A 12,503-nucleotide genomic window follows, 5' to 3' on the forward strand; every position below is an offset into this window, starting at 1 on the left:
CTACAAAAATTTTGATATCATACAGAATTATTTTCATTAACTCCCCTTTGGGTAAACTTCTTTTTAAATAACTATTAATTGAGATTATTGCGTATTCTATAGAGATTTATAGGTATAAATAGGGATTTTGGCTAAAAATTTTTGAATTATATTGCTATGCTAACCATCAAACGTAAACAGTTGATCTGGATACTTTTCTTGTTATTGGGCTTTGGTTATTTCAGCGCCATGTCTAATTTGGAAATTCACAATTTTTGGAAAAGCCTGATTGTCCTCATGCCAATGCAGGTTGGAGCTATCATTTATATGACTTATTTACGCTGGAGCCGGCATTGACCCTCAGCGAGATACGATAAATTAAGAAATTTAATAGGGTTGACATACAGTCGTAGTTCCATATTTCGCCTACGCTCAAATTAGAGACGCTTTTACTCAGGCGTTGAATTTCTGTAGCGAATCTAAACACTTGCCATGCAACTTGTCCCGAAAACTAAGCTAGCCCCAGAACTTGACCCAATCCTAGAGAAAATTATTCTTGATGTTGGGGGTATGAAGTGTGCGGGGTGTGTGAACGCAGTAGAACGACAGCTAACCCAACATCCAGGAGTCAAGAGTGCCTGTGTGAACCTGGCCACTGAGGTAGCAGTTGTAGAGTCAGAAACTGGTGCGGTAGATGCAGATGCACTAGCACAGCGATTAACAGCTGTTGGATTCCCAGCTCAACCCCGAAAACCTAATGGCACGGTAGCAGGCGAGATATCTACCTTACCAGACCCAGCAGAACGACAACGCCGAGAAATGCGCTCTTCTTTTAGGCAGTTAGCGATCGCTGCAATCTTACTATTATTGTCGGGAAGTGGACATTTTGGTAATCTTGGTAGCTCAATGCTACCAGTGCTAAATAACATCTGGTTTCACTGTGGACTGGCGACAGTAGCCCTATTAATTCCCGGTCGCCCGATTATAGTAGATGGCTGGCTGGGCTGGCGGCGAAATGCACCTAACATGAACACGCTGGTAGGATTAGGAACGCTGACTGCCTATATTGCTAGTTTAGTAGCGTTGCTCTTTCCGAAAATGGGTTGGGAGTGTTTCTTTGACGAACCAGTGATGATGCTGGGCTTTATTCTTTTAGGAAGGACATTAGAGCAACAAGCTAGAGGTCGCGCTGCTGCTGCATTTAGGAAATTGCTTGCACTCCAGCCACAGGTAGCGCGATTGATTGCCAACCCAGAGAAAGGAGGAATGGGATCTTCTAGCGTAGAGATTCCTGCTGAACAAGTACGTGTTGGTGAATGGGTACAAGTGCTGCCAGGTGATAAAATCCCTGTCGATGGTGAAGTGGTGGTTGGTAAAACAACGGTGGATGAATCCATGTTGACTGGGGAATCTGTACCAGTGATTAAGCAACCAGGCGATATGGTGACAGGAGGGACGCTAAACCAGTCAGGAGCGATCGCTATTCAGACAACCCGGACTGGAAGTGATACAACTTTAGCTCGAATTGTCGCCCTAGTAGAAGCCGCCCAAACTAGAAAAGCCCCAGTACAGAAATTAGCAGATACAGTAGCTGGTTACTTTACTTATGGAGTGCTAACAGCATCTGTATTAACATTTGTCTTTTGGTACTTTTTCGGTACTCACATCTGGGTTGATGTCAGCATGTCTGGTGGCATGGAAATGATGGGCCACGCTACACATGAAGCTCCCCACTCTCCCCTATTAATTAGTTTAAAACTAGCGATCGCAGTTATGGTAGTTGCCTGTCCCTGTGCTTTGGGACTTGCCACACCAACAGCCATTCTTGTCGGGACTGCGATGGGCGCAGAACGGGGTCTGTTAATCAAAGGCGGCGACGTTTTAGAAAAAGTACACAAGTTAAACACCGTGGTTTTTGATAAAACTGGCACTTTGACCACGGGTAATCCCATCGTTACAGATTGTCTATTAATTGGAGAAATGGGGAGTGGGGAAGGTGGGGCCCCCTCTGGGGATAAGGGGGAATGGGGAGTAGGGAGTAAGGAACCGCACTCCCCACTCCTCAGTACAGACGCGATTAATCGCGTCTGTACCTACTCCCTAATTCAACTAGCAGCAGCCGTAGAAAGCGGTACTTACCACCCTCTAGCAAAAGCGATTCAGCAAGAAGCACAGCAGCAACAGTTATCTATTCCAGAGGCTGTGGACTTTCACACAGAACCAGGGCTAGGAGTGTCTGCTGTTGTAGAAGGCAAAATTGTACTATTGGGTAACTGGGACTGGTTGAGTTGGCACGGCATTGCCATTAACGAAACTGCACAAAAGGTAGCACAGGATTTGGCAACAGATGGTAAAACAGTCGTTTGCGTAGCTGTTGGGGGAGCTTTAGCTGGGTTAATTGCTGTTTCTGATACCCTCAGACCAGATGCCCAATCTACCATAGACAAATTGCGTCAGATGGGCTTACGGGTAATGTTGCTCAGTGGCGATCGCCAAGAGGCAGCTAACGCCATAGCCAAACAACTAGGATTAGATAGTGCTGATGTTATAGCAGGTGTTCCCCCAGCCAAAAAAGCGGCTGCAATACAAGCACTCCAGTTAGAAGGGACAAGGAGACAAGGAGACAAGGGGACAAAGAAAACTCCTAACTCCTTACTCCGTACAGACGCGATTAATCGCGTCTCTACTCACTCAGTAGTCGCAATGGTAGGAGATGGAATCAACGATGCTCCAGCTTTATCCCAAGCAGATGTAGGCATTGCTTTACACTCCGGGACAGATGTGGCAATGGAAACTGCTGAAATTGTCCTAATGCGCGATCGCTTAAACGATGTCGTCGAATCTATTCAGCTTAGTCGCGCCACTTTCAACAAAATCCGCCAAAATTTATTCTGGGCTTTTGCATATAATACACTTGGGATTCCTTTAGCAGCAGGTGTTTTGTTTCCTAGTCTGGGTTTTGTTCTTAACCCCTCTGGTGCTGCTGCATTAATGGCTTTTAGCTCTGTTAGTGTCGTCACAAACTCAATATTATTACGGCGATTAGCTCATCACCTGTAGAATTTGCATCTCAACCATCTCAAGTTAAGCTGAGTAGCCCCGCCAGCTTTTACGCAGCCCATAAAGCCTCTTGAAACACTTAGCAAAGCTATCATAGCTAGTGGAGTAGAACGAATATGTTCTACTCTTTCAAGGTATTATGCAACTTTAAAGCTTATTTAGATCAGCACCACAGACTGATGGTGCCCGAAAATAGCAAGATACGATACTAAACAAATATTGATTTATCACAGTTCCACCAATTTGTCAATGGCAGCAGAAACCAATGAAAACCATCTACTGATTATTGAAGACGATCAAGGTCGCAAAGAATTTTCTCTAGAGCACCCCGTCTACTCTATCGGTAGAGATCGTGAGTGTAATATCCGCTTGATGTCGCAGTTTGTCTCCCGCCGCCATGCTACATTAGTGAGATTGCCACGAGATCAAAATAGTCATAGCTATTATTACCGGATTGTAGATGGCGATGCCAAAGGCAAGCCTAGTTCCAACGGTTTGATGATTAATGGACGTAAGATCCCAGCTCACGATCTCAGAAATGAAGACGAGATCGTTTTTGGCCCTCAAGTACGTGCTATTTATTACCTTTTAAGAAACACTCAGCGTTTGGGACAAACGGATTCGAGTGAGTACGATATTACACTAATAAACCCCGGTATGGCCGAGGATTTAGAGGATGTGGAAGAGTGAATTATAACTACCAATAACACTTTAGACCTTTTGCAAAAGTGCTTTTTGCAAGAAAGGGAAAAGGGTAAAGGTTAAAGGGGAAAAAGGACGATACAGAACTTTTTCCCCTTCCCCCTTCCCCTTTTCCCGACTTATGCAAGAAGGCTTTTGATAATCCCACGTCTTAAAGTCGTGGGAATGTCAATTTAATCACCAAAGCTATCCTGCAATACTTTCAATCAAATGCCAATGGCGACTACTTTCAATAGCCTGCTTGATAACTTCAAACATTTGCCGACAGTAATTATCTAGTTGGAGTGGTAGTTCTTCATTTTTAATCACAATGCTCATCCGGGTTTCTGTTTCAGTAGATTTTGATTTATCAATCAATACTTCTACTGTGATCAATTTAGGAAAAGGAACATGGCCCGGAACCTCACGAGCGATAATATAATCGCCAGTGTAGTATTGAATATCCAACTGACAGTCCTGTAGAAGTTCTACAAGTAACGGTAACAGATGGTCACTCTTGACAGAAACAGTAAATGAACAGGTATAGCGAGCCATAATAGCCCCAAGCCTTGCAACACTCTGTCCATCCTATAATACCGAAGCATCTAAACGAAAAGTGATTCAAAAAGCAAAGTTTTTTAGATTAGGCATTACGAGATATACAGTCACATCTGTTCTATCCTCAACAAAAGTGCCGTAAGCTGAAGTTTGATTAAAAACTTTACAATAAAGTTTTGGCTGAGGTAGTAAATGAAAGTAGCAATTACTGGAGCAACAGGATTTGTCGGTAGTAGTTTGGTACAACGACTCCATGCAAAAGGTCATAAAATAGTAGTATTAACTCGGAATACCACCTTTGCTCAAAAGGTTTTTCCATCTGAGACGTTCCCAAATGTAGAAATTGTTGCCTATACACCAAATACATCTGATTCTTGGCAAAGTGTCATCGCTAGTTGTGATGGCGTAGTTAATCTGGCAGGAGAACCCATTGGTGAAGGACGTTGGACACCAGAACGCAAACAAGAAATCCTCAATAGCCGGAAGCTAGGTACACAAAAAATAGTTGAAGCAATAACCAACGCTAACCCCAAGCCAACTGTGTTAATTAACGCTTCGGCTATTGGCTACTACGGCACCAGTGAAACAGCAACCTTTGATGAAACCAGCCAATCTGGTAGCGATTTTCTTGCCCAAGTCTGCCAAATCTGGGAAGCAGAAGCTAGAAAGGTAAAAGACGCTGGTGTAAGGCTAGTAATTCTGCGTTTTGGGATTGTTTTGGGTAATGGTGGTGCTTTGGATAAAATGATTACGCCTTTCAAACTCTTTGCTGGTGGCCCCATTGGCAGTGGTAGGCAGTGGTTCTCATGGATTCACGTAGACGATTTAGTTAGCCTGATTCTGGAAGCTTTAACTAAACCGGAAATAGAAGGTGTATATAATGGCACTGCCCCTAACCCAGTCACGATGGCAGATTTAAGCCAAACCTTGGGAAAAGCAATGAATCGCCCTTCTTGGTTGCCTGTTCCTAGTTTTGCGATCGAAGCTCTTTTAGGAGACGGGGCTATGGTAGTTTTAGAAGGTCAGCAAGTCCTTCCCAAACGTACTTTAGAAACAGGTTTTGAGTACAAATATCCTAATTTGCAATCAGCGTTAACACAAATTCTTGCATAAATCAAAAGGGAGTGGGAAGTGGGGAGTGGGGAGTGGGGAATAGAAGAAGATGTGGTTAAACCAATGCCCCATGCCCAATGCCCTATGCACAATCTATTGACTAGATAGAAATTTTTTGGAAACCCAACTGATAATACCACTGAGAATGGCACCACCCATAAGGATGCCGATCGCTGGGTTAAATACAGGTTGCCACAGTTTATGCCACAAATCCAAACCCAAGTTTACTCCTACAGAATCACCGATCGCTGCGATCGCTAACCAGATAAAGCCAAACAAAACCAAAAAAACATCGGCGACTAAAATCGTGTTTAGCCAATTTAACAATTTATCTTTCATGATTGGAATGAGGAATGGGGAATGGGAAATGAGGAATAGGGAGTTGGTATTAATAAGAGACTAGGTAGACAAGGGAGAAAACTTATTCAATAAATTATCCTTGTTTTCTGACTCCGTACAGACACGATTTATCGTGTCTCTCCCGGCTCCCCATCCTCATTCTTCAAACAGCCACTTTTTGACTTTTGTCAAACTCTGCCAATCTGGTTTTCTACTGAAACCGTCTTCAATACTGGTTTTTATTTCATCACGCCATTCTTCATTGACAAACATTAGCTGCTGTGCTATGTCAATATGTTCTCGTAAACCTTTTTGACCTGTTTCCAGCATTGCTAAGGCCAGATTGACTCTAGCCTGTGGATCTTGGGGATTTAACTTGACTGCTTTCTGTGCAGCTTTGTAAGCCAAGTTGGGTTTGTTATCGAGTAGATATAACCAGGCTAAACAAATCCAAGCAGCACTAGTTTTAGGAGCGCGATCGCACACTTCTTTAAACACAGGGATTAAAGAATCTACTGGTTCTCCTGCTTTATAGCGTTCTAAACCTGTATCAAATAGGGATTCAACTGTATTAGTCATTGGTCATTAGTCATTAGTCATTGGTGAGCCAGTGCGGTCTTGGGGGTTTCCCCCATGAGCAACTAGTGAACCCGAAGGGTTATTAGTCATTTGTCTTTCGTCCAATGACAAGGGACAAATGACAAATGACAATATTACACCCCAAACGACTTACCGCAACCACAAGTTTGGTTGGCATTGGGGTTAGTGAATTGAAAGCCACCGCCAATCATGGCATCGCTGTAATCGAGCATTAAACCGTAGAGATATAATAAACTCTTGCGATCGCTAACAATTTTGAAGCCATCATAGTCAAAAACTTCATCCTGCGGGGTGATCTTGCTAGTGTCTTCAAAGTCCATCATGTAAGACATCCCTGAACAGCCACCCTGGCGGACTCCTACCCGTAAGCAGAAATCTGTGCCTTGCTTGTCCCGGAGGGATTTTACCTGGTGCAATGCGGCTTCGCTCAACAAAATTCCGCGTTGTTGAGGCTGAATTGCTTGTGTCATCTGCTTTTTTAACTCCTTAATTAGTTTAATCTTTACCCTATATCAGCTTGTTAATGCTTCTGGGTTGCCGTTAGTGTTTTTGTATTTATTCTAGCGGCTTAGATGTCGTTAGATGCCAAATTGTAAACACTCCGTTAAAAGCAGCCAAACATTTTTATTCTAGAATTAGAGACTCAGTGTGTTTAGAGATTCGGTATTTTTGGAGTTCAAGCCTGGCGGCAGTCACCAGAAGCAACTATCTTTCAGGTGCAGCCATAAAAACCTAATCCGAGGCTAGCTATCCCCCAAAGTCTACTTCCAAATTGCTTCTTTTGATTAACTTACTCTATGACAAGTTTTAATCGCTCTACCAGTCGTCGGTTGAAGAAATTAACTCAAATTCCTTCTGTATGGGAGGGCGATCGCCGTCCGTTGTCATCACCAAACCAGCATTCAGACTCAGAAGGAAAGGGAGAATGCATCCTTTGGGTAGATTACTCCCAAGGGGTGGTTCGAGGAATGGACGTGGTAGCTTCAGATATCGGCCCAGAAGCAATAGTTCGGACTTTAATGCAAGCAATGGAGCATCCCCACAGTCCGGCAAGACCTGCCAGACCCCAAAGAATTGTAGTCAAAGACCGGGAAATCCAATTTTACCTGCGGGGGGTGCTGCAAGATTTGGATATTGCCATTGACTACGCACCAGAACTGCCTTTAATTGACGAACTGTTTCGCGGGTTTGCTGACATTCTCGATAGTCAAACCCCCGACTTACCCCCACAGTATGCACAAATCTTGCGAGAAAAAGCATTTGCAATTTGGCAAGCAGCACCTTGGGAATTTTTGGAAGAACAGCAAATTTTGTCAATCGAGATTAATAAGTGGGATGTTGGCACACTCTACGCCTCAGTCATGGGAATGCTGGGAATGGAGTATGGGATTTTGTTTTATCGCTCAGAAGAGTCTTTAAAACAGTTTCGCGCCGCCGTTTTAACAGATCAAGAATCAACGGAGCATCTAGAAGAAGCGTTCCTCAAGCAAGATTGCCTGTTTCTCACCTTTGAGAGTAGTGATGAAACCGATGAAGATGAGGATGAAGAAAGTGATTTGGCGGATCTGCCATTATCAGAAATTGACCCCACCTTCGGTAATATCCACCCCTTAGAAGGACTACGTTCTGTTTTGTATGACGAAGAAGCACTGGTAATCTTGGTTGCGATCGAAAGCTTGATCCGCTTTATTCGCGATCACCGTCGCCAGCTTCATGAGGACATCTTCCCTCCCCTTAGCCGCCGCTATCGCATTTCTCTGCCGCAGTCGGAAGAATCAACTAAATCTCTGCCTGTTACAGTCTCTACCATGCCGCAGTTAGCAGCAGAATTAGAGGAAATGGCAGGCTTTGATGTCGATGACGAGGAGAGCGAAAACCTTAACTCTCTAAATTTCCAATCATTGCAAGATGACTTGATACCAGAAGATTCCTTCCTCAGCTTAGGTGTAGTGTCTTGGGAAATGTTGGAGTCCCTGCGTAAAGGGGTTAGCTACCATCCGGCTGGTGAAATCAAACAAGTGGGTGACGGTTTGCCGGTGATTTTAATTCAAACTTCCCGACCCAAGGCTAAGACTGTAATTGAAAGAATTGAAGCAACAGGCGGACTGAGAGCTATTTGTTTTAATCCAGGTGCTGATCCCTTCGATGGCGATCGCTACGACCTGGGTTTATTACAAACTCACAATGGCGAACTATTCCTATTTGGTGAATTCTTAGATGAAGATCCGATTCATGTAGAAGCCCGGAAAAAATGGAATCAGCGCTGTAAAAATACTAAGGGCTATTGTGGCTTAATCATTGCCAAAGGGCTAACCGGAGCCTCTCGTGGCAATCCTCAGTTACGAGATATGATGGCTTTGTTTGAAGCGCGATCGCTTTCACCTAAAGATTTAGGTATTGGCACTCTTCAACTGATGCCCCAACTTAAATTTGAATAGTTGCACGAATTTCCCCAATCCTCAATCTCAAATTGTAGTTATAACAAATTACAAGCAGTTTTCTTTTGCATGAAGTATGAAGCTAAGGGTTTTGAGGCAAGAGGTACAAACTCTTTATTTCTGATGCGTGAATCTTGCATTTTGTACCTCACTTACTTGCAAAGTGCTGTAAGTTGATAGATATTTGATTCACATATTGACAAAACTGCATTCGGCATAAGAAAAAGGAAAGCTTGATCTTTTTCCAAGCGTATGGCTTTCTAACTCTTCAAAATTCTGATTTTAAGAAAGCCAAAGATTGGAAAATCCAGAGAGGAGAAAATATCCGCTCTGGATTTTCCTTTAGCTCAGAGTTCTCTCTGAATTCTGCTATATATCAACAGCAGTAGGTAACCAATGATTAGAACCTAACTTTACCTCAATTTCATGAAGGAGCTGTATTTTGAAATTTTTCCAGCCTTTCTATATGAAGATTTACTAGTATAAATCAGTACAAACAACCAAAAAAAGTTCCGCAAAGTTCTGTTTCATAAAATCTAGGTGACGCACCTATATATAGAAATATTTTTTAACTATTTACTGAGTTTTTTATATTGTTATATATCAATATAATTAAGCAAAATCTGAGAATATATCTTTTTCTTTGTAATTTTTTTATAAAAAATGAGAATGAGTTTATTTAGTCTCTAAATGAAGATTATTTAAAGCGTATAAACAATAGCTATAATGAATACATAATTGAAAAAAACGGAATGTATAATTATTTCTATGAGTATACTTACTAAATAATAAATGTTTGCAAATTAAAAGTATATTAGCAGTAATTTATTTTTGAAAAAATTTACTGCCTAATTTATGGTACAAAAATTTGCAAAAAAAATAATTTGTCTAATCTTTCAATGGATACATACTATGAATGGGAAAAAAAGCACTGAGTCTAAGACAAACTATATCACTAGAGAGAAGATAAAACACATCTTAGATTGCATCGTATTTTTACGGCGAGTTAGTGTAAAAGAATGAAGCAAAAATAAAATATTGTTTTCGGCAACAGTCAAGTAACACCATCTCTGTTTTGCAAGCATTTATCTGTGTAAAATTACAGACAATGCTGTTAAAATTTACCAAAGTTTTAGCGATTTACACCCAGGAAACCGAGTTTTATAAGTTTTTTGGTGGTTACTATATTGACGCAAAGAAGCAATCAGCTTGATAGAGGATAGCCAAAATTCATAAACGTTCAAGTAGCTTTTAACTTCATGGTTAGAGTAATGGGTTTAGATGGGTGTTTGTTTTAGAGCGAACGCTTATTTGCCTACTTTTAAGTGATTATTCACAACCTCTATAGGCGATGGTAACTCGCCTGTCATAAAGCATTTCGGCATGATAATGATTCTGAAGCTTTATTTTATGGTGTTATCTGAGATGTTCTCTTCAAGTGGGTTTGGCGAACTTGGTTAAGAGATAAGGTCAAATACTTCCGATGGAGAATAACTTTGGAAATCTTGATTGAATCAACAGTACGTGTCTCAAATTCATTTATAAAATTTCATTGTCAGGCTTTACTCATGATGTTAGTAGCGTTATTATCTTCAAAAGCAACTATGTGGTCTTTATCCTGTCACCAGAGTAACAAATAAAGCGTAGTTTTTTATTTTTTTTAGGAAATGATGAATACTTTGACAAAACGAACATTTTTAATATTAATAATATTACTTGTTTCGTGAGACAAATTCTGATAACCTTATCGGTTCCCTCTTTAATTTAGAATCTTCCAACGATCTAAATATCCAGCAGATAGCATGATAATGACAAATAAAAAATGGGCTGTTAAACGTATAACTGTCAATCTCGCAACACAGGAAGCGGAAAAGCTAGAAAAATATTGTCAACAAACAGGTAGACCCGCAACCGATGTGATTCGCGAACTGATTAGAAGTTTGCCTGTCTCCGATGACGACAAAGATGTAAACAAGTAAGAAGTTGCTTTTACGATTTACCAGATAACTGCTTTGTTACCAAAAAATAGCTATGATATTTTTTTGAGTCCGTCGCTATGGACAAGAGTTTGTGTAGCTGATACAGACGCGTTTTTCTCGCGTCTGGTCAATTGCCAGGATTAAAACGAGCGATGAAAAAGATTTTAGTATCGCAATTGCGATGCTTTAATATGTGGTGGAGTTGATATTAAGTAGCAAATTCCGACACCAACGCAGTTACAATCTGTAAAGAAACTGAAAAGGAACGACGGAATGCGTGTTGCAATCGTAGGTGCGGGACTGGCTGGGCTAGCAACCGCAGTAGATTTAACTGATGCTGGTTGTGAAGTAGAGATTTTTGAGTCTCGTCCGTTTGTGGGTGGTAAAGTTGGCAGTTGGGTTGATGGCGATGGCAACCATCTAGAAATGGGTTTGCATGTATTTTTCGGCTGCTACTACCAACTATTTGACTTGATGAAGAAAGTGGGGGTGTTAGAAAACTTACGCCTCAAAGAACATACCCACACTTTTATTAATAAAGGAGGCCGCACCGGTGCTTTGGATTTTCGGTTCCTAACAGGTGCGCCTTTCAATGGCTTAAAGGCATTTTTCACGACCTCTCAACTATCGTTGCAGGATAAACTGCAAAATGCGATCGCTCTGGGTACTAGTCCCATAGTTCGCGGGTTGGTAGACTTTAACGGGGCGATGAAAACCATCCGCAACTTAGATAAAGTTAGCTTTGCCGACTGGTTCCGCAGCCACGGTGGGAGCAATGGCAGCATCAAACGTATGTGGAACCCCATTGCCTACGCATTGGGATTTATTGATTGCGAAAATATGTCTGCCCGTTGTATGTTAACGATATTTCAGTTATTTGCAGTCAGAACTGAAGCCTCTGTTTTGCGAATGCTGGAAGGTTCTCCATCTGAGTATTTGCACAAGCCCATTCTAGAATATTTAGAAGCTAGAGGCACGAAAGTTTATACGCGTCGGCAAGTTCGAGAAATTCAATTTACTGAGTTAGACGAACAAACGCGCGTCACTGGTATAGTAGTTGCCCAAGGTGATACATTAGAAACTATCACTGCTGATGCTTATGTCTTTGCCTGTGATGTTCCAGGAATTCAACGCATCCTACCCCACGAGTGGCGTAAGTGGTCAGAATTTGACAATATTTACAAACTAGATGCAGTGCCAGTGGCTACAGTACAGTTACGTTTCGATGGCTGGGTAACTGAACTCAACGATGGAGAGCAACGTAAACAGCTAAATCATGCAGCTGGAATTGATAATTTGCTATACACAGCAGATGCTGACTTTTCTTGTTTTGCCGATTTGGCGTTGACTAGCCCTGCTGATTATTATCGCCCAGGACAGGGTTCACTGTTACAGTTAGTGCTGACACCGGGAGATCCTTTTATTGCACAAAGCAATGAAGCGATCGCCCAGCATGTCCTCAAGCAAGTGCATGAACTGTTTCCCTCGTCGCGGGAGCTAAATATGACTTGGTATAGTGTGGTAAAACTTGCTCAGTCTCTCTACCGAGAAGCGCCAGGGATGGATGCATACCGTCCTAACCAAAAGACACCAGTAGATAATTTCTTCCTTGCAGGGAGTTATACTCAGCAAGATTACATCGACAGCATGGAAGGTGCTACTATTTCTGGACGGCGGGCGGCAAAAGTGATTTTGGAGAATTTGAAGAAATAACTAACCGCGTACTCCTGCAAAAAACAAGCTATGCAAAGCATCT

Annotated in this window: 10 protein-coding genes; 6 read left to right on the forward strand and 4 right to left on the reverse strand. The window is 41.9% G+C overall.

Annotated features, from left to right (window positions below):
* Positions 1 to 471: 471 nt before the first annotated feature.
* Positions 472 to 3,039: a heavy metal translocating P-type ATPase gene (locus RMZ43_RS30185; RefSeq protein ID WP_322652379.1), complete on the forward strand. Its 2,568-nt coding sequence runs from the start codon at positions 472 to 474 to the stop codon at positions 3,037 to 3,039.
* Positions 3,040 to 3,288: 249 nt separating this feature from the next.
* Complete coding sequence (locus RMZ43_RS30190) at positions 3,289 to 3,729, forward strand: FHA domain-containing protein (protein WP_322652378.1); 441 nt, start codon at positions 3,289 to 3,291, stop codon at positions 3,727 to 3,729.
* A 198-nt stretch (positions 3,730 to 3,927) separates the two neighbouring features.
* On the opposite strand, the gene RMZ43_RS30195 is transcribed toward RMZ43_RS30190, so the two are convergent.
* Positions 3,928 to 4,275 carry a hypothetical protein gene (locus tag RMZ43_RS30195; protein ID WP_322652377.1) on the reverse strand — a complete coding sequence of 116 codons (348 nt, stop codon included), beginning with the start codon at positions 4,273 to 4,275 and terminating at the stop codon, positions 3,928 to 3,930.
* A 195-nt stretch (positions 4,276 to 4,470) separates the two neighbouring features.
* Here RMZ43_RS30195 and thyD point away from each other — a divergent pair, with 195 nt between their 5' ends.
* Positions 4,471 to 5,391, forward strand: a complete 921-nt coding sequence (gene thyD, locus RMZ43_RS30200) for a thylakoid membrane protein ThyD (protein ID WP_322652376.1) — start codon at positions 4,471 to 4,473, stop codon at positions 5,389 to 5,391.
* A 93-nt stretch (positions 5,392 to 5,484) separates the two neighbouring features.
* On the opposite strand, the gene RMZ43_RS30205 is transcribed toward thyD, so the two are convergent.
* The 3 genes from RMZ43_RS30205 to RMZ43_RS30215 form a co-directional block, all read right to left on the reverse strand.
* Positions 5,485 to 5,730 carry a hypothetical protein gene (locus tag RMZ43_RS30205; protein ID WP_109009489.1) on the reverse strand — a complete coding sequence of 82 codons (246 nt, stop codon included), beginning with the start codon at positions 5,728 to 5,730 and terminating at the stop codon, positions 5,485 to 5,487.
* A 156-nt stretch (positions 5,731 to 5,886) separates the two neighbouring features.
* Positions 5,887 to 6,309, reverse strand: coding sequence for a tetratricopeptide repeat protein (locus RMZ43_RS30210; protein WP_322647753.1), 423 nt, complete (start codon positions 6,307 to 6,309; stop codon positions 5,887 to 5,889).
* 134 nt (positions 6,310 to 6,443) lie between these two features.
* Entirely contained in the window at positions 6,444 to 6,800 is a 357-nt protein-coding gene (locus RMZ43_RS30215; RefSeq protein WP_190894026.1) for an iron-sulfur cluster assembly accessory protein, read from the reverse strand.
* Positions 6,801 to 7,127: 327 nt separating this feature from the next.
* Here RMZ43_RS30215 and RMZ43_RS30220 point away from each other — a divergent pair, with 327 nt between their 5' ends.
* The 3 genes from RMZ43_RS30220 to zds all read left to right on the forward strand — a co-directional run bounded on the left by RMZ43_RS30220 (position 7,128) and on the right by zds (position 12,460).
* Positions 7,128 to 8,768, forward strand: coding sequence for a DUF6930 domain-containing protein (locus RMZ43_RS30220; RefSeq protein WP_322652375.1), 1,641 nt, complete (start codon positions 7,128 to 7,130; stop codon positions 8,766 to 8,768).
* A gap of 1,802 nt (positions 8,769 to 10,570) precedes the next feature.
* Positions 10,571 to 10,747, forward strand: a complete 177-nt coding sequence (locus RMZ43_RS30225) for a CopG family transcriptional regulator (RefSeq protein ID WP_181985004.1) — start codon at positions 10,571 to 10,573, stop codon at positions 10,745 to 10,747.
* 273 nt (positions 10,748 to 11,020) lie between these two features.
* Entirely contained in the window at positions 11,021 to 12,460 is a 1,440-nt protein-coding gene (gene zds, locus RMZ43_RS30230) for a 9,9'-di-cis-zeta-carotene desaturase (RefSeq protein ID WP_322652374.1), read from the forward strand.
* Positions 12,461 to 12,503 lie beyond the last annotated feature (43 nt).

The sequence above is a fragment of the Nostoc sp. CmiVER01 genome (assembly GCF_034531135.2).
Classification (GTDB): domain Bacteria; phylum Cyanobacteriota; class Cyanobacteriia; order Cyanobacteriales; family Nostocaceae; genus Nostoc.